This window comes from Roseixanthobacter psychrophilus (assembly GCF_043195195.1).
GTDB lineage: Bacteria > Pseudomonadota > Alphaproteobacteria > Rhizobiales > Xanthobacteraceae > NCEH01.
In genome coordinates this window covers 36,435-52,994 of the sequence record NZ_JBAFWT010000022.1, presented here as the reverse complement: position 1 = coordinate 52,994, position 16,560 = coordinate 36,435, and the positions used below count along the sequence as shown (strand labels likewise).

Genomic DNA, 16,560 nt, shown 5'->3' with positions numbered 1-16,560 from the left:
TCACGAACAACCGGAGGGGACATGGGCGACGCGCAACGCGACCAGGCGCTGTGGGGCAAGGTCGACGATTATATCGTCGAAACCCTCGTGCCCGCCGATCCGATCCTTGAGGCGGTGCTCGCCGCCAGCGTCGCCGCAGGACTCCCCGAGATCAATGTCTCGCCGGCGCAAGGCCAGATGCTGGCGCTTTTCGCCCGCATGGTGAACGCCCGCCGCATCCTGGAGATCGGCACCCTGGGCGGCTACAGCACCATCTGGCTGGCGCGCGCCCTGCCGGTGGACGGCCTCCTCGTGACCCTTGAGGCGGACGGCGCTTTCGCCGAGGTGGCGCGGGGCAATTTCGCCCGCGCGGGGCTCTCGCAGCGCATCGAGCTGAGGGTTGGACGCGCGCTCGAAACCTTGCCGGGCCTCGAACGGGACGGCATAGGACCGTTCGATCTGATCTTCGTCGACGCCGACAAGCCCAGCAATCCCGACTATCTCGCCTGGGCGCTGCGCCTGTCCCGTCCGGGCACGCTGATCGTATGGGACAATGTGATCCGCGACGGCGCGGTGGCGGATGCGGCCAGCGAAGACCCGCGCGTCCAGGGCGTGCGGCGGTTGTTCGACCTCGTGGCGGCCGAGCCGCGCCTCAGCGCGACGGCGATCCAGACGGTGGGCAGCAAGGGGTATGACGGCTTCGCGCTGACCTTGGTTCACGCGGTGGATTGAGCGCGGGGGAACCGGGCCGTGGTGCGGAAGGTTCTTTCCGCAAGCCAAGGAGGCCCCTAATGCCCCGCATCACCGCTTTCATTCTCGCCCTGTGCGCCCTGCTGTCCGCACCGGCCCTGGTCCAGGCGCAACAGCAAACCGGGACGCTGTCCGGGCCGAAATTCGTCGAGGCGGCCGGGATTTCCGACCATTTCGAGATCGCCGCGAGCCGTCTGGCGCTGGAAAAGAGCGAGAACCCGCAGATCAAGGCGCTGGCCGCCACGCTGGTGGCCGACCATACCCGCGCTTTGGCCGACCTGAAGGCGGCCGCGAAGAAGGCGGACGGCCAGATCGTCGTGCCTTCCACGCTCGACGACACGCACGAGACGAGAATCGAACGCCTGAAGGCGGCCACGGGCGCCGATTTCGACACCCTCTTCATCCAGCTCCAGACCAGCGCCCACGAAGCGGCGGTCGGCATTTTCGCGAGCTTCGCGAAACAGGGCGATCAGACCACACTGAGGGATTACGCGGCCCAGGCCCTGCCCATGCTTGAGCGCCATTTCGAGCAGATCAAGCAGATCCAGATCAAGACCTGACGCCGCTTCAAGACCTGACGCGCCTTAAGATCTGGCGCGGCCCGGTGTCAGTTGGAGGACGCTTTGTCGGTGAGGACGGCGATCAGCGCGGTGGCGACTTCCCGCGTCACCCGCTTCTTGTACTTCGAATGGACCATCTGACCATTGTGGTACACGTCGTATTCGACATAGACCATCGTCCCGTCCCACCGCAGGATATTGTCGGTCTGGGTTGTTTCGATAACGCCGAGGCCTTCGATGAACTGTTCCCGGGGCTGCTTCAGCATGTCCGTCTCCCAAACCGCGCTCCGCCTTCAGAATGAAGGCGCTGCGTTCTTGAATGCGCGCGCGGCCTATCTGGAAAGATAGACCATCGCGGGCGTCCCACAAGCGTGGGCTTTGTAGGGCTGCCTTGCGAAGAATGGGTTAATCGTCGTTGGATGCATTGAGCTGATCGGTCCGCAAGCCCTCGGCCGTCGGACGCAGGCGCACACCGCTTTCGATGAACTCGATCCCGGCGCTGTCGAGTGCCGCACGCACGCGCGCGGCGGTGTCGGGCTGATCGATGATCGTCCCGTTCTCGATCCCCTTGATGGTCAGCGACGCGACGCCGCACGCCCGTTCCAGATCGCCCTTCGACCACCCGAGGAGGGCGCGCGCCGCCTTGATCTGCTTGGGGAGGGTCGGTGCGTTGGCCATGGGAGCTCCAAAGTGTGAACGAGGGGACAGGGGTCAGGCGCCGTCGCCGGGAGGCGTGCCGGGCTGGGCATCAGGAACCAGCCATCTCGCCAGTTTGGCGCCGAGCAGCTTGCGCGCGCGGCGCCGGCTCGCGGCCCGCTGTGCTTCGGTGCGGTCGAGCGCCGCCTGCATGACGACCACCCGGCGCTCCCATTCCAGCGTTTCCGCGCGCGCCGCGCTCAACCCGTGCTCCATGCGCAGGGAATGGGCGTGCACCGCGTCGCGGTCGCGCGTCAGGGCCGTGAGTTCCTCATGCAGCGTGTGGATCTTTTCCGCCGCCGCCTCTCGCGCGTGCTCTGCCGTCTCGGCGCGCCGGTCGAGGGCGGACAATTCCTGCTGAACCGCAAGAAGCGTGCGTTCCGCATTCGCGTTGTGAACCTGTACGGCGTCGCGGTCACTTGTCAGGGCCTCGACCTGCAGACGCAAGTCGCCGATCTCCTCGTCCGCGCCCGCCTGGGTCGTATCGAGCCGCGCTTCCATGTCCGACAATGCGGCCCGCGCCGCGACGAGTGCCTGCTCAAGGTTCAAAGAGTGCGCCTGCACGGCATCGCGGTCGGCAGCCAGGGCTTCGGCATGCGCGCCGAGACGGTGCGCATCCGCGGTGGCCTGATCACCGCGCTGCGTCTGCGCGTCCAGGGCGGTGCGAAGCTGGGCGAGTTCCCCGCTCAGGGTCAGGTTTTCTTGCCGGGTCCGATCGGCCTCGAAGGCCTCGATGCGCAGCGCGTCCTGGTCCTTGCGGGCGGCATCGAGTTCAGCCTGGAGGGCAATGGTCCGGGCTTGCGCGGCCTCCAGGCTGGCGCGCAGGTCCCCCTGGATCGCCTCAAGGTTCAGGGAATGATCGCGGATCGCGTCGCGGTCGCGCGTCAGGGCGGCGAGGCCCTGGTCCAATTCGTCGATGCGGGCACGGGCGGCGCTGCTGTCTGCCTGGGCGGCGGCAAGCGCGTCCTGCAACTCGGACGCCCGTGCTTCTGCTTCCGCCGCGCGCACGGCCGGGTCGTCGCCAACATCGGCGAGGTCCTGCGCGCTTTGCCGCGCGGCTTCCGCCACGGCCAGTTGCTCCAGCGCCTGCTGGAGCGCGACATTTGCTTGCGCCGCCTGTTCCGCGAGGGCTGCGCGTTCGTCCTGCAGGACTGTCCAACCGGTCTCCGTGGATCCTTCGACGTGCGCAGCCTCGATCAGGTCTTGCAGGCGGTCGGCATGTGCGCGGATGGCGTCCCGGTCGGCGGCGAGTGCCGCCACCTGCGCCTGAAGCTCGCGAACACGGGCGCGCAACTCCTCCTCCGCGCCCGGCCCCCCGCCCGCCGCGCCTGCGTCGAGCGACTGGATATGCAGATTGAGCTGGTGAACGCGTTGATCCTGTTCGGCCAGCCGCTCCTGAATCGAGGCGAGGGCAGGCCCATAGATCAGGCACGCCCGCTCGAACTCGGCGCGGACGCGGTCCAGGGTTTCAAGGGCACTGTTGGAGCCGGGCGTGCGCGCCAGTTCCTCCAGCGCATCATGGGCCAGGCGCACCCATTCGTGGATTTCCGAGCGCATGCGCCAGTTGGGATCATCGATGCGTTGACGGCGCAGGGTGTCGGACAGAAATCGGTCGATCTCATTTGCGGAGAAATCCGACAGCCGCGGCCACACGATATTGAGGCGCGCGCTGCTGGTTTCCACTGTGCCGCGCCAGTCTGTCAGCAGCATCCGCCAGGGGATGATGTCGCGCGGGCCGGTGCGGGAGGCGTGCTCCGCGTCCAGAACGTGTCGCAGCCAGATCAGCAGGCCATGGGCGATCGGCAGTTCGTCCCGCTTGCGCAGGGAGAGCGCCACTTCCAGCGGATTGCGGACCGGCAGCAGGGCGCGGGGCGTGTAGCCGGCGCTCCTGAGGCCCTCGAACCAGAACGGGGCCAACCGGCAGATACGCGGATCCTTTACCAGGATCAGCGGGGCGCCCTCGAACTCGTCCTGGATGGTCTCGCGCAGGGTCTCGGAAAATGTCCGGGCGACCCCTGTGTCCTTCCAGCGCGGGTTGAAGGCGCGCCAGTCGGCCCAGTTCGAGCCGCCGGATTCCAGGATGGCGTCGTTCAATTGCTGGATGCGCGTGGATTCGAAATAGCCTTGCTCATTGTGTTGTGTCGGCGGCATCAAGGTCTTGGGCGCGGTGGCCCCGAGGTGCACCAATGTTCCCGCCAGCGACGAGGTGCCGCTGCGGTGCATTCCCAGAACAACCAGTGCGTCCTTCATGGAGAACCTTGCCTTTACCGGCGATGCCCGTGGACTTGGTCCGACAGCGGACCGCTCCGCACGATCTGCCGCCCGGCCGGTCCCTTTAAACCCGAGTCACGCTAGCGTTCCGCGCTGCGGGGGGAAAGCCCCGCGAGGCCCCGAGCGGGGGGCCGAACCAGTTTTCTTCCAGCCGCCTCAAGCTGGCGGTCGCCAAGCCGCTAAGCGCGCGGGGGCGCGCCGGCGCCGGCCGCGGATACGGCTTCCGAGACCGGGAATTCCAGCACGATCTCGCCGGCCTCGTCCCGCACCTCGACGACGGCTGAGAACAGCCGCGGATCACCTGCGTGGGAGCGCAGCAGCGAGGCCGCCAACGCCTTCGCCTGGTCCCAGGCGGCATCCGCGTCCGGCAACGTCGCGCCGGCCTCGTCCGGTACGGTTTCCGCACCGAATTGCATGTGGAAGAAGTAGCGGGGCATGCGCGGCGCTCCGGTTGCGGGCCTCAGACGCCCATGTTGTCGATCAGGCGGGTTTTGCCGAGCCAGGCGGCCGCAAGCAGGCGGATCGGCTCACCGGATTGCCCCGTCAGCGGCGCCAGCGTCTCGGCGTGGCGGGCCGCGACATAATCGACCTTCAGGCCGGCGGCGGCGATGCGCTCCTGCGCCGCCGTTGCGGCGGCGTCGGCGGGCGTGCCGGCGCGGATCGCCGCCCCCGCATCCTTCAACGCCTGCTGGATCACCGGAGCTATGGCGCGCTCCTCGGGCGACAGATAGCGATTGCGCGAGGATAAGGCGAGGCCGTCATGCTCGCGCACGGTGGTGCCCGGCACGATCGCGACCGGCAGATCGAGGTCGCTGGCGAGGCGCGTCACCACCTTCAATTGCTGGTAGTCCTTCTCGCCGAACATCGCGAAATCAGGGCCGGTGCGGATCAGCAGCTTGCTCACCACGATCGCCACGCCGGAAAAGAAGTGCGGGCGGAAATCGGTTTCCAATCCCAGCGCCGGGCCGCCCATGGTGAAGGCGGTGGCGAAACCGTCCGGATACATGTCCGCGCCCGACGGCGCATAGACCATGTCCGTGTCCTCGGCAGCGAGCAGATCTATGTCGGTCTCGAACGTGCGAGGATAGCGGGAAAAATCCTCGTTGGGGGCGAATTGGGTGGGGTTGACGAAGATCGACACGATCACCCGCCGCGCCAGGGTCTTCGCCTGCCGCACCAGGGCGATGTGCCCCTCGTGGAGCGCGCCCATGGTCGGCACCAGCGCCACCTTTTCCCCGGCATCGCGGAACGCGGCCACCTTGGACCTCAGGACCTCGACCGTTTCCACCACTTCAGGCTTGCCCGCCATCTTGTCTCTCCCGCAGGTCGCGCGACCCGCCCCATTTTTGCGGCGCAGACCGTAGCGCCGGAAACCGGCGGGTCAACCACATGCGCCATCGCCCTTGGTGGGCGGGGCAGGAACGCCTATTTTGCAGGGATGGATCAGGATTCCCCTCTTCGCCCGCAGCTTTACCCCGCGCTCGGCTCGCCCGCGCCATGAGCAGATCGAAGCAGCCGACCTCCCCGGTCTCTCCTGGCGAGCCGGCATCCGTCGCCGCCGCATCGCAGGCCGAGGTAAAGGCGTTCCTGGACGCGGCCCGGGCGGTGGCTCCCACGCGCGCGGCCGGCCAGCGCGGCCGGCTGGCGTTTGCCATGGATGCGACCTTCTCGCGCCAGCCGACCTGGGACCTTGCCTGCGGCATCCAGGGCGAGCTGTTCGCGGCCGCCGCCGACCTTGGCGGGCTCGATGTGCAATTGATCTATTATCGCGGGCAGGACGAGTGCCGCGCCTCGTCCTGGGTGTCGGACCCGAAGCGGCTCGGCCAGTTGATGGCGTCGATCTCGTGCCAGGGCGGGCAGACCCAGATTTCGCGCGTTCTGACCCATCTTGCCGCCGAGGCTGAGCGCACCGGCCTGAAGGCGGCGGTGTTCGTCGGCGATGCGGTGGAGGAGAATGCCGACGCCCTGGCCGCGAAGGCCGGGGAACTGGCAGTGCTCGGGGTGCGCCTGTTCCTGTTCCAGGAAGGCGAGGACCGGCATGTGGAACGGGTATTCCGCGAGCTGGCGCGCCTCACCTCCGGTGCCTGGTGCCGCTTCCGCCCCGGGGCCGACGCGGAATTGCGGGCGCTCCTGCGCGCGGTCGCAGCCTATGCGGCGGGTGGGCGGCAGGCGCTGCTGGACCGCCCGGAGCCGGGCGCGCTCCGGCTGCTTTCGGCCATGGGCAAATGATGCCACGACAGGGCCGCAACACGACAATCGAAGGAGTGCGCGCGTGGTGACTTTGATTGCAGGAGCGCTCCTGCTGCTGCTCGGCCTCTACGCGCTGAAGCTCTGGACCAAGGCCTCGCCGAAGGCGTTGGCCGGCGCGCTCTACAAGATCACCGGCTATCTGATGCTGGCGGGCGCGGTCTTCATGCTGGTGACGGGACGGTTCGCCGTGGCGGTCCCGCTCGCCATGCTGGGTGGGGGATTGCTGGCGCAGGTGGGCGGCGGGGGTATCGGCGGCTGGTTCTCGGGCCTGTTCGGTCAAGGCCGGTTCGGCGGTTCGGCCAACCCACCGCGGGTCTCGCGCGTGTCCTCGCCGGTGTTCGAGATGGAGCTGAACCATACCAGCGGAACCCTCACCGGAAAGATCATTGCCGGGCCCCGCACAGGGACCTCGCTGGATGATCTGACGGTGCCGGATCTGCTGGCCCTGCGCGGCGGACTGGATCCCCAGTCGCTGGCGCTAATCGAAGCTTATCTCGACCGCCGGGCGCCCGCATGGCGTGAAGACCCGCAAAGTAATACGGGTCACGGGGGCGGGAGGAGCGCTCACAGCGCTGCTCGAAATAGTGCGATGACGGAAGAAGAGGCCCATCAAATACTTGGGCTTGAACCGGGGGCGGGAGAAAGCGCGGTCCGGGCCGCGCATCGCTCCTTGATGAAAAAGCTCCACCCCGATCATGGCGGATCCAGTTATCTTGCTGCGAGGGTGAATCAAGCGAAAGATGTCATTCTCAACAAACATCGCTGATTCTCTCCAAACGCACTACATCAATTGCGGAAAATCATGCAGGCGAAATCGTTGCGCTGCAGTAAACGACAGGCTTCTTTCGCCTTTTTTTCATCCAGTCCGGCAAAGCGCGCGCGATAAAGATCAGTCGAACCCTTCGAGACTTTCTCCGTAAATCCATCGGCTTGACCGAGGACGCCCTTCGCTTTCGCCTGCGCGACATCCAGGCGCGCACGGGCTTCCTTCTCGCCCCCGAAGGCGCCGATCTGGATTCCCCAGCCGGAGCGGTGCCGCTGAGGGGCGCTCTCGCTCTCGGATGTCCGGGCCGCAGGTTCCGCGCTGGCGCGGGTCTGCTGCTCGAACGAGACGGGCAGGGCGACTGGGCCGGCGGAGGCGGTGCGGATCGGCCGAAGCGCCTGGCGGGCCTCCGGCTGGGCCTGGGCCGTCTCCACCGGAGCGGGCGCGGGCGCGGCGCTGGTGGGCACCGGCGATCCGTTGGAGCCGATGTAGCCGAGCGTGCCGTTGCCGGGGGTGAACGTGGGTGCGGCGAGGGCGGCAGCCGGGCGCTGGATCGCCGTGGTCTTCACCGCCACCGGCTTGATCGGATCGGCGGAGCCGGGGGCCGGGCCGCGCACCGGAATGCTGGCGGTGACGACGGGGTCGGCTGCGGCATAGGCGAGGCGCTGCGGGGCCGGCAGCGGCGCGATGGGCGAGGAGGTTTCGCGCGGCCGGGACGCGGCGGCGACCTGGGCCGGCGTCTCGTCGGCGTCATCATCGGCCGAGGCGGTCTCGGTGACCTTCGGGGCGATGCGGTTGCCGGCATAGGCGCGGTTGTAATTATTGGCGATCAGGCTGGCCATGCGGGCATCGCGCGAGGAACCGCTGCTGCCGCCGAGGACCACACCGACGATGTAGCGGTCGTCGCGGTGCACGGAGGTGAGGAGATTGAACCCCGAGGCGCGGGTGTAGCCGGTCTTGATGCCGTCGACGCCCTCGATCTTGCCGAGCAGGCGGTTGTGGTTCCCGATCGTCTCACCCTTGTAAGTGAAGCTGCGGGTCGCGAAATATTTGTACTGGCGCGGGAAGCGCTCCTGGATCGCCCGGCCCAGCACGGAGAGGTCGCGCGCGGTCGTCACCTGGCGCGGATTGGGCAGGCCGTTGGCATTCTCGAAATTGGTGCGCGACATGCCGAGGGCATGGGCCTTGCGGGTCATCATGTCGGCGAATCTTTCCTCCGATCCGCCGACCGCTTCCGCGATCACCACGGCGGCGTCATTGGCGGACCGGGTGACAATGCCCTTGATGGCATCTTCCACGCTGATGGTGGTGCCGGGGCGTAGGTTCAGCTTGGTTGGCGACTGACCGGCCGCGCGGGCCGAAACCACCATCTCGCTGTCGAGCTTCAGGCGGCCGGCTTCGATTTGTTCAAAGAGCAGATAGAGGGTCATCACCTTGGTGATGGAGGCGGGGTGGCGCAGGGCATCGGCATTGTCCTCGTAGAGCACCTTGCCGGTGTTGCCGTCGACGATGATGGCCGCGCTTCCGGTCTTCCAACCCGGGCCCGTATTTTCCGCCGACCGGACGGAGGCCTTCTTGGCGTGGGACTGGCTCTGCGCGCTCTTCTGCTTGCGGGGCTTTGCATCGACCTCCGAGGAGGTGGCGGCCAGAACCATCACCGCGGCCAGAGCCGCCGCCACGAGCTTGGCGGAGAAAGAGCCGTTCGCGAGCGCAATACGCATGAAACCGTGTCCCGTGTGTCAGTCCAGGAAAGGGGGCTGGCTTGAAGCGCGCGGCCTGATTTCCGCGCCGCGGCAGCGGATTTTTGGAGGCCCCGATGTTCGTCAACCAGGGGAATGACTGCCTCCAGCCTAGAAACTCGGAGTTACCAACCCGTAAACCAGCCTAAAGTGTGACATGGTGCACTGCACAAAATTGTTGACGGATTTGCTGCAATGCATCTTAATGCAACTGGGGCGGCACTGAATGGCCACCGCACCGTGATCAATGAGTGGCAGCCCAGCAACGGATGAGGACACCCATGGCCCAGAATATCGAAGACTTCCAGAAGCTCGGCAAAGAGAACGTCGAGATCGCCATGAAGAGCTTCGGCACCTTCTCGAAGAGCGCCCAGGCGATCGCGCTCGAAATTGCCGACTACACCAAGAGCTCCTTCGAGCTCGGCACCGCCACCTTGGAAAAGCTGATGAGCGCCAAGACGCTCGAGCAGGCGGCCGAGATCCAGCAGTCCTACCTGAAGACCGCCTACGAAGGCCTGGTGGCGGAAACCACCAAGCTTGGCGAGCTTTACAAGGAACTCGCGAAGGAAGCCTACAAGCCCTACGAGAGCGCGCTCGCCAAGGTTCAGTGAGACGCGTCTCGACGAGAAGGTCTCCACCGGGACCTTTCGTGTGGTGTTCTAAAATGCGCTGTGTGGTCGCATTTTAAAGCCGATGGCCAACGGTGGTCTGGCATTGCCGGGCCCCCGTTCCTATTATCAGGCACGTGCCCGACACCCGATCGCATCTGCGCGGCTGGTCGAAACCTGGCACGGATGCCGATGAAATGATGCCGTATTCTTTCTGTCCCAGCCTTTTCCGTTCCCGGTCGCCCGACGGGGAGCGCCCGCGCGCACCGCTCCACCAGCTGCCGCGTGAGCCTGCGCTGGCCGCAGGCGAACCGCCGCGCCGTGGGGGCAGCGACAACACGCCCGGCATAGCGGTCATCACCCGCACGAAGACGCAGACCAAGCGGCCCAGCCTCTATCGCGTCCTGCTCCTCAACGACGACTACACCCCCATGGAATTCGTGGTGCACGTGCTCGAGCGCTTCTTCAACAAGGGGCCCGAGGAGGCGAATACCATCATGATGCACGTCCATCAGAATGGCGTCGGGGAATGTGGCGTGTTCACCTATGAGGTGGCGGAGACAAAAGTGACGCAAGTGATGGACTTCGCGCGCAAACACCAACATCCTCTGCAATGTGTGATGGAAAAAAAATAGTGCATTTGCGATCGGCACCGTCTCAAATTGGTGATGGAGATGTTCGGGCAAGGCTCTTGCGCAAACTGGGAGCCGGTACAAAGTTTGATGAAGCGCGTGCGTGAACGAAGCTGACGGACCCCCCGGGTTTCGGGCGACGCACGAGATAGAGGTCTAGATGCCAACTTTCTCACGCAGCCTCGAACAATCGCTTCACCGGGCGCTCGCCCTCGCGAATGAGCGCCACCACGAATATGCGACCCTCGAGCATTTGCTGCTGTCTTTGGTCGACGATCAGGACGCCGCCGCCGTCATGCGGGCTTGCAATGTCGATATCGACAAGCTGCGCCGCAATCTCATCGAATATGTGGACAGCGAACTGGAGAATTTGATCCAGGCGGCCGGGGATGATTCCAAGCCCACCGCCGGCTTCCAGCGCGTCATCCAGCGCGCGGTCATCCATGTTCAGTCCTCGGGGCGCGAGGAAGTCACGGGCGCCAACGTGCTCGTCGCCATCTTCGCCGAGCGCGAAAGTCATGCCGCCTATTTCCTGCAGGAGCAGGACATGACGCGCTACGATGCGGTCAATTACATTTCCCACGGCATCGCGAAGCGTGCCGGCCTTTCGGAGAGCCGGCCGGTGCGCGGCGCTGAAGAGGAGACCGAGACGAAATCCGGCGACGACACCAAGAAAAAGGCGGATGCCCTCGACGCCTATTGCGTCAACCTCAACAAGAAGGCGCATGAGGGGAAGATCGACCCTCTCATCGGCCGCGACAAGGAAATCCAGCGCACGATCCAGGTGCTCTGCCGGCGGCAGAAGAACAACCCCCTGTTCGTGGGCGATCCCGGAGTCGGCAAGACGGCCATCGCCGAGGGTCTGGCGCGGCGCATCATCAATGGCGACGTGCCGGAGGTGCTCGCCACCGCCACCATCTTCTCGCTGGACATGGGCGCGCTGCTCGCCGGGACGCGCTATCGCGGCGATTTCGAGGAGCGCCTCAAGCAGGTGGTGAAGGAGATCGAGGCCTATCCCAACGCCATCATGTTCATCGATGAGATCCACACCGTCATCGGCGCGGGTGCGACCTCGGGCGGCGCCATGGATGCGTCCAACCTGCTGAAGCCGGCGCTCGCCTCCGGCACGCTGCGGTGCATGGGCTCGACCACCTATAAGGAATATCGGCAGTATTTCGAAAAGGACCGCGCGCTCGTGCGGCGGTTCCAGAAGATCGACGTGGCGGAACCCACCGTGCCCGACACGATCGAGATCCTGAAGGGCCTCAAGCCCTATTTCGAGGATTATCACAAGCTGCGCTACACCAACGAGGCCATCAAGGCCGCGGTGGAATTGTCCGCCCGCTACATCCACGACCGCAAATTGCCCGACAAGGCAATCGACGTGATCGACGAGAGCGGCGCGGCGCAGATGCTGATGCCCGAGAACCGGCGCAAGAAGATCATCGGCCTCAAGGAGATCGAGGCCACCATCGCGACCATGGCCCGCATCCCGCCCAAGACCGTTTCCAAGGACGATGCCGAAGTGCTCGCCCATCTGGAAAGCACGCTGAAGCGCGTGGTCTACGGTCAGGACAAGGCCATCGAGGCGCTCGCCGCCTCCATCAAGCTGGCGCGCGCCGGCCTTCGGGAACCGGAGAAGCCCATCGGCTCCTATCTGTTCTCCGGCCCCACCGGCGTCGGCAAGACGGAAGTGGCCAAGCAGCTCGCCTCCATCCTCGGGGTGAACCTGCTGCGCTTCGACATGTCTGAATATATGGAGCGCCACACGGTCTCGCGGCTGATCGGCGCGCCTCCCGGCTATGTCGGCTTCGACCAGGGCGGCCTGCTCACCGACGGTGTCGACCAGACCCCGCACTGTGTGCTGCTGCTGGATGAGATCGAAAAGGCCCATCCGGACCTGTTCAACATCCTGCTCCAGGTCATGGATCACGGGAAGCTCACGGACCACAACGGCAAGACCGTGGATTTCCGCAACGTGATCCTGATCATGACCAGCAATGCCGGCGCGGCGGACCTGTCGAAGGAGGCCTATGGCTTCACCCGCACCAAGCGCGTGGGCGACGACATCGAGGCCATCAACCGCACCTTCGCGCCGGAATTCCGCAACCGTCTCGACGCGGTGGTGACCTTCGCGCATCTCCCGCACGAGGTGATCGGCCAGGTGGTGGAGAAGTTCGTGCTGCAGCTGGAAGCCCAGCTCGCGGACCGCAACGTCACCATCGAACTCTCCGACGAGGCGACGGCATGGCTGGTGGAACGCGGCTATGACGAGCAGATGGGCGCCCGCCCCATGGCGCGGGTGATCCAGGAGTACATCAAGACACCGCTGGCCGACGAGGTTCTGTTCGGCCGGCTCAAGGGCGGCGGTCACGTTCTCGTGGTGGTTCAGGGCACCGGCAAGGAGACGAAGCTCGGCTTCGAATTCCCTGCCGGCCCGATCACCCCGAAGCCGGACAAGATCGTGTCGTCGCCAGCCAAGCGCGCTCCGCGCCGCAAGGCCGAGGCTGCGGCCCGAGGCAAGGATGGCGGCCCGTCCAAGGGCGGGCCGAAGAGCGGCCCGAAGGCTCCGCCGAAGACGCCCCGCTCGGGCGGCGGCACCTCCGGCTCCGGTCCGCGGCGCGCCAGCCATGTGCCGAAGGTTCCGCTCGTGAAGGCGTGAGCCGCAGAGCGCTCACACATTGCTTGAAAGACGGGCGGCCCTCGGGTCGCCCGTTTTCGTTTGTGGCTATGCAGGTTCGTGTCACGCGGTGCGTGGCGGTTCGTATCACACGGTGCGTGCGCCGCCGCGTGGCGCGATGCCGGGCGGCTCAGCCGATCTGCGCGCGCAGCGCATCTGCCTTGGGCGTTGCCTCAGCCAGGGGGCGGCCGTCGAGATGCGAGACCGAGCGGATGCCGAGGCTGCTGGTGAGGAAGATTTCCTGGGCCTGCGCCAGATCCTCCACGCGCAGAGGCAGTTCGCTGCCATGCTCGCGCAGGATTGCCGCGCGCATGATGCCGGGCAGGGCACCCTCGCTCACGGGCGGCGTCACCAACAGGTCGCCGATGACGGCGAACAGATTGGCGATGGTGCTCTCCGCCACACGCCCCTGCGTATTGAGCAGCAGGGCATCGTCGGCGCCTTGCGTGGCGGCGTCCTGCCGGGCGAGGATGTTATCAAGATAATTCAGTGACTTGACCGCATGCAGCGGGGAGAATTCATTGCGTCGTGTCACACGGGAGATGATCAGCCGCGCGGGGGCAGGCGGGGCGGCGGCCGGCGCGGCTGTGATCAGCAGGGTCGGGCGCGGCGCGCTCGGCGGCAGCACTCCGCGCGGGCCTGACCCCCGACTGAGCGTGATGCGCACCACGCCGTCTTGAAGCGCGTTCGCTTCCAGCACGGCGCGTGCGGCGGCTTCAAAATCCATGGCTGGCACCGGCAGGCCGAGGACGCGCGCGCCCAATGCCATGCGGGCAAGATGGGCGTCGAGCCGCAGCGGCACTCCGCCCTGTGCCCGCACGGTTTCGAATAAGCCATCGCCGAGGGTGAAGCCGCGATCGCCGGGCGCGATGTGCGCTGCGTCCTCGGGCACCAGCACACCGTTCAGCCACACGATCATGCCGCGCCTCCCGAAACCGCCCGCAGCAAGGGGGCGATCTTCACCATGCTTTCCTCGAATTCGTCCGCCGGCAGGGAATCCGCGACGATTCCGCCGCCCGCCTGGGCGATCAGCATCTCTCCCGAGCGGGCGAGGGTGCGGATGACGATCGAGGTATCCATCGCGGCGTCAAAGCCGATCCAGCCGATGGCGCCACAATAAATGCCGCGCGGCATCGGCTCCAGTTCGTGGATGATTTCCATGGCGCGAATTTTCGGGGCGCCGGTGATCGACCCGCCGGGAAAGCAGGCGCGCAGCAAGTCCACCGGGCCGATGCCGGGGCGCAGGCGGCTCTCCACCACCGAGACCAGATGATGCACCGAGGCGAAGGTTTCCAGGCCGTTCAGCACCGGCACGCTGACGCTGCCGACCGTCGAGACGCGGGACAGATCGTTGCGCATCAGATCGACGATCATCAGGTTTTCCGCCCGGTCCTTCGGGCTCGCCAGCAGGGCGGCGGCGTTTTCGGCGTCGCGCGCCGGGTCGGCATCGCGGGGGCGGGTGCCCTTGATGGGGCGCGTCTCCACCTCGCCCTCGGCAGTCAGGCGCAGGAACCGCTCGGGCGAGGCGCTGATGACGGCATGGTCGCCGTCCACCGTGAGCAGGGCCGAGAAGGGCGCCGGGCTCACTTCCAGCAGGCGCAAATACAGCTCGTAATCGCTCAGGCCGGCGGGGCGGGGCGCCAGCATGGCCTGGGTCAGATTGGCTTGAAAGATGTCGCCGGCGCGGATGTATTCGATCACGCGGGCGATCCCGGCTTCCACATCGGTGCGCGGCTGAACCGCCGTCCAGGCGCCGAGGGCCGACCAGTCCGCCGGCCGCCGCTGCGTGGGTGCATTTTTGAGGCGCGCGAACAGGGTATCCGCCCGCGCCTGCGCCCGCCGCTCGCGCCCGGGACCTGCGGGTTCCGGCAGGCCGCTGGAGAGGATGAACGCGGCCTGCTCCTGATGGTCGAAGGCGAGGATCGCATCATAGAGGCCGAAGGCCATGTCGGGAAATGGCGCCGGGCTCGGACGGGGCGCGGGCAGGCGCTCCAGGTGCCGGCCGAGTTCATAGGAGAGAAAACCCACCGCGCCGGTCGCGAACGGCACCGGGCTTTCGCCCGCCGGCAGGGCGCAGGCGGCGAGGGCGGTTTCGAGCGCGCTGAAGGGATCGGAGGCAACCGCCGCCCCGTCGATCCGCACGCCCTGCGCCGAGGCGACGATGCGGCGGAACGGATCGGCGGCAATGTAGGAATAGCGCCCACGCTCACCATCCTGCGCACCGCTGTGGAGCAGTGCGGCGAAGGCTTCGTCCGCGAAAGCCTCGAACACCGCAACCGGATCGGCATAGGGGAAGGGAACGACGCGCACGGGACTCGCAAGCGGGCTGGAGGATGTCCCTTCTTCTAGGGCCTATCGGCAGGCGGCGAAAGGCATCTGCTCACCTCGGCGGCATGGCGCATGGCCGGGGTTCCAGCTCTGCAAATGATGCAGAGGGTCCAGGGCCATGCGATGCTAACCTCGTTTGCGAAGCACTCCAGAACGGACCAGAAGCCGCCCGTGCCGCCCGCCACCCCTCCTGCGCCCGAGCCCGCGCCATCGCCGCCACCTGACGTTCCGGCCAGCCGTTCCCCCTTCGCATGGGCGGTCCATGGTGCGCGACATGCGGTGTCCGTGCCGGGCATGGTATTATTTGCCGGCTATGTTGGTCTTGGCGGCCTATTGCACGGGATCGATTTTCCGTTCGTCGCCGGGATGCTCTCCACCCTGTTGATCTGGGCGCTGCCGGCGCAGGTGATCCTGGCCGGCGGCGCCGCTGCGGGCACGGCGCTGCCGGCGCTCGCCTTGGCCATCGGCCTGTCATCCCTGCGGCTGCTGCCCATGACGGTGGCGATCGCGCCATACATGCGCGGCCACAAGCGCAATTTCTGGCTGGAGCTTCTGTGCTCCCATTATGTCGCCATGACCTTCTGGGTGGAGGGGCTGCGGCTGCTGCCCAAGCTCCCGAGCGAAGGCCGCTTGGCGTTCTCGCTCGGCCTTGGCAATGCGCTGCTGTTCATCAGCCTTGCGGGAACGGCGGCAGGCTATGTGCTGGCGGGCGAGCTGCCGCTCCGTCTGGCGGCGGGGCTGCTGTTTCTCACTCCGGTTTCGTTCGCTTTGATGATGATCCGCAATGCCGGGCGCGACCTTCTGGATTGGCTCGCGCTCGCGGCGGGGCTTGCAAGCGTGCCGCTGGTGATCGGCCTGGCCGGCGGCGCGGATCTGATGATCAGCGGCATTGGTGGCGGGACGCTCGCCTATCTCGTCGGCCGCTATCTGCGGAGGCGCGCATGACGTTTTCCGGCGAATGGGGCGCGATCCTGGTGGTGGTGCTGGTGGGCTTCCTGCCCACCGAGGTGTGGCGCGCGCTCGCCATCATCGCCGGCCGAAAGGTCGAGGCGGGCAGCGAGCTGTTTCGCTGGGTGAAGGCGGTTGCGACCGCGCTGCTGGCGGCGGTGGTGGGGCGGCTTATTCTCGCCCCGGCGGGTGCGCTCGCGGACGTGCCGCTGGCCCTGCGGCTGGTGAGCGTCGCGGTGGCGGTCGCGGTGTTCTTCGCCTGCCGCCGCTCGATCCTGATCGGGGCGCTGGCGGGGGAGGCGGTGTTGCTCGGGGCCGGCTGGTGGTTCACCGGCTGAGCGTCTCATTCGGCCGCT

Annotated in this window: 17 protein-coding genes; 9 read left to right on the top strand and 8 right to left on the bottom strand. The window is 66.7% G+C overall.

Annotation, left to right across the window (positions count from 1 at the left end; translation table 11 throughout):
* Nucleotides 1–21: 21 nt before the first annotated feature.
* Nucleotides 22–711, top strand: a complete 690-nt coding sequence (locus V5F77_RS18280; protein ID WP_429006767.1) for an O-methyltransferase — start codon at nucleotides 22–24, stop codon at nucleotides 709–711.
* 59 nt (nucleotides 712–770) lie between these two features.
* Nucleotides 771–1,289, top strand: a complete 519-nt coding sequence (locus V5F77_RS18275) for a DUF4142 domain-containing protein (protein ID WP_429006766.1) — start codon at nucleotides 771–773, stop codon at nucleotides 1,287–1,289.
* Between the two features lie 47 nt (nucleotides 1,290–1,336).
* Here the strand turns inward: V5F77_RS18275 and V5F77_RS18270 are convergent, their stop codons facing one another.
* From V5F77_RS18270 to panC, 5 genes are all read right to left on the bottom strand, one after another.
* Entirely contained in the window at nucleotides 1,337–1,555 is a 219-nt protein-coding gene (locus tag V5F77_RS18270; protein ID WP_429006765.1) for a hypothetical protein, read from the bottom strand.
* A gap of 139 nt (nucleotides 1,556–1,694) precedes the next feature.
* Nucleotides 1,695–1,967, bottom strand: a complete 273-nt coding sequence (locus tag V5F77_RS18265) for a helix-turn-helix domain-containing protein (protein WP_429006764.1) — start codon at nucleotides 1,965–1,967, stop codon at nucleotides 1,695–1,697.
* A gap of 33 nt (nucleotides 1,968–2,000) precedes the next feature.
* Nucleotides 2,001–4,235 (bottom strand): hypothetical protein, encoded by a 2,235-nt coding sequence (locus V5F77_RS18260; protein WP_429006763.1) that lies wholly within the window; start codon nucleotides 4,233–4,235, stop codon nucleotides 2,001–2,003.
* Nucleotides 4,236–4,435: 200 nt separating this feature from the next.
* Nucleotides 4,436–4,693: a DUF6894 family protein gene (locus V5F77_RS18255; RefSeq protein ID WP_429006762.1), complete on the bottom strand. Its 258-nt coding sequence runs from the start codon at nucleotides 4,691–4,693 to the stop codon at nucleotides 4,436–4,438.
* Nucleotides 4,694–4,716: 23 nt separating this feature from the next.
* Nucleotides 4,717–5,565 (bottom strand): pantoate--beta-alanine ligase, encoded by an 849-nt coding sequence (panC, locus tag V5F77_RS18250; protein WP_429006761.1) that lies wholly within the window; start codon nucleotides 5,563–5,565, stop codon nucleotides 4,717–4,719.
* Between the two features lie 188 nt (nucleotides 5,566–5,753).
* On the opposite strand from panC, the gene V5F77_RS18245 reads away from it, so the two are divergent.
* On the top strand, nucleotides 5,754–6,485 hold the full coding sequence (locus tag V5F77_RS18245; protein WP_429006760.1) for a VWA domain-containing protein: 732 nt from the start codon (nucleotides 5,754–5,756) through the stop codon (nucleotides 6,483–6,485).
* A 43-nt stretch (nucleotides 6,486–6,528) separates the two neighbouring features.
* Nucleotides 6,529–7,272 carry a molecular chaperone DnaJ gene (locus V5F77_RS18240; RefSeq protein WP_429006759.1) on the top strand — a complete coding sequence of 248 codons (744 nt, stop codon included), beginning with the start codon at nucleotides 6,529–6,531 and terminating at the stop codon, nucleotides 7,270–7,272.
* A gap of 20 nt (nucleotides 7,273–7,292) precedes the next feature.
* Here V5F77_RS18240 and V5F77_RS18235 read toward each other — a convergent pair whose 3' ends face one another.
* Nucleotides 7,293–8,990 (bottom strand): serine hydrolase, encoded by a 1,698-nt coding sequence (locus V5F77_RS18235; protein ID WP_429006758.1) that lies wholly within the window; start codon nucleotides 8,988–8,990, stop codon nucleotides 7,293–7,295.
* A gap of 299 nt (nucleotides 8,991–9,289) precedes the next feature.
* Between V5F77_RS18235 and V5F77_RS18230 the strand changes: the two genes are divergently transcribed.
* The 3 genes from V5F77_RS18230 (at nucleotide 9,290) to clpA (ending at nucleotide 12,910) form a co-directional block, all read left to right on the top strand.
* Nucleotides 9,290–9,619, top strand: coding sequence for a phasin family protein (locus V5F77_RS18230; RefSeq protein ID WP_429006757.1), 330 nt, complete (start codon nucleotides 9,290–9,292; stop codon nucleotides 9,617–9,619).
* Between the two features lie 194 nt (nucleotides 9,620–9,813).
* Nucleotides 9,814–10,251 (top strand): ATP-dependent Clp protease adapter ClpS, encoded by a 438-nt coding sequence (clpS, locus tag V5F77_RS18225; RefSeq protein WP_429006756.1) that lies wholly within the window; start codon nucleotides 9,814–9,816, stop codon nucleotides 10,249–10,251.
* A gap of 157 nt (nucleotides 10,252–10,408) precedes the next feature.
* Nucleotides 10,409–12,910, top strand: a complete 2,502-nt coding sequence (clpA, locus tag V5F77_RS18220; RefSeq protein WP_429006755.1) for an ATP-dependent Clp protease ATP-binding subunit ClpA — start codon at nucleotides 10,409–10,411, stop codon at nucleotides 12,908–12,910.
* 148 nt (nucleotides 12,911–13,058) lie between these two features.
* Here clpA and V5F77_RS18215 read toward each other — a convergent pair whose 3' ends face one another.
* Together V5F77_RS18215 and pabB are read right to left on the bottom strand one after the other, a co-directional pair.
* On the bottom strand, nucleotides 13,059–13,847 hold the full coding sequence (locus tag V5F77_RS18215) for an aminotransferase class IV (RefSeq protein ID WP_429006754.1): 789 nt from the start codon (nucleotides 13,845–13,847) through the stop codon (nucleotides 13,059–13,061).
* The gene (gene pabB / locus V5F77_RS18210; protein ID WP_429006753.1) at nucleotides 13,844–15,238 is read right to left on the bottom strand and encodes an aminodeoxychorismate synthase component I; all 1,395 of its coding nucleotides are present in this window, start codon (nucleotides 15,236–15,238) and stop codon (nucleotides 13,844–13,846) included. The genes V5F77_RS18215 and pabB overlap by 4 nt, the downstream gene beginning before the upstream one ends.
* Before the next feature lie 312 nt (nucleotides 15,239–15,550).
* Between pabB and V5F77_RS18205 the strand changes: the two genes are divergently transcribed.
* Nucleotides 15,551–16,201 carry an AzlC family ABC transporter permease gene (locus V5F77_RS18205; RefSeq protein ID WP_429006752.1) on the top strand — a complete coding sequence of 217 codons (651 nt, stop codon included), beginning with the start codon at nucleotides 15,551–15,553 and terminating at the stop codon, nucleotides 16,199–16,201.
* Complete coding sequence (locus V5F77_RS18200; RefSeq protein WP_429006751.1) at nucleotides 16,198–16,542, top strand: AzlD domain-containing protein; 345 nt, start codon at nucleotides 16,198–16,200, stop codon at nucleotides 16,540–16,542. The genes V5F77_RS18205 and V5F77_RS18200 overlap by 4 nt, the downstream gene beginning before the upstream one ends.
* Nucleotides 16,543–16,560: the final 18 nt, after the last annotated feature.